Source organism: Bradyrhizobium sp. CCBAU 45394, assembly GCF_028128655.1.
Classification (GTDB): Bacteria; Pseudomonadota; Alphaproteobacteria; order Rhizobiales; family Xanthobacteraceae; genus Bradyrhizobium; species Bradyrhizobium diazoefficiens.
The window spans coordinates 1-413 of sequence record NZ_LBIX01000035.1; the positions used below are offsets into that span (position 1 = coordinate 1).

Sequence of the window (413 nt, forward strand, 5' to 3'; positions counted from 1 at the left end):
CTTTGCGTTCATGGGGTTCACGTTTATCTGCGGCAAATCACGCCAAGGGCGCTTCCAGCTTCAACGGAAGACCCGTAGCGACCGCTTGCGAACCAAACTCCGCGAAATCAAGGAGGAGCTAAGGCGCCGAATGCACTGGCCGATCCCTGCACAAGGGAAATGGCTGAGGCAGGTCTTGACCGGCCACTTTGCGTACTTTGCTGTCCCGACGAATGGCCGAGCGCTCAATGCGTTTCGGTTCTATCTGACCGATCTCTGGAGGCGGACGCTTCGGCGGCGCAGTCAGCGGACCTGTCTGACCTGGGATCGCATAACGCAGATCACCGATGACTGGCTCCCCAAGGCTCGCATCCTTCATCCATGGCCGAAGCTGCGCTTCGCCGTCAAACACCCGAGGTAGGAGCCCGGTGCCT

General features: G+C 59.8%; 1 pseudogene. It reads left to right on the forward strand.

The annotated features are described in order from the left end of the window. Positions 1-400 (forward strand): annotated as a pseudogene (locus WN73_RS11550) (group II intron reverse transcriptase/maturase); the annotation flags it as partial. Positions 401-413: the final 13 nt, after the last annotated feature.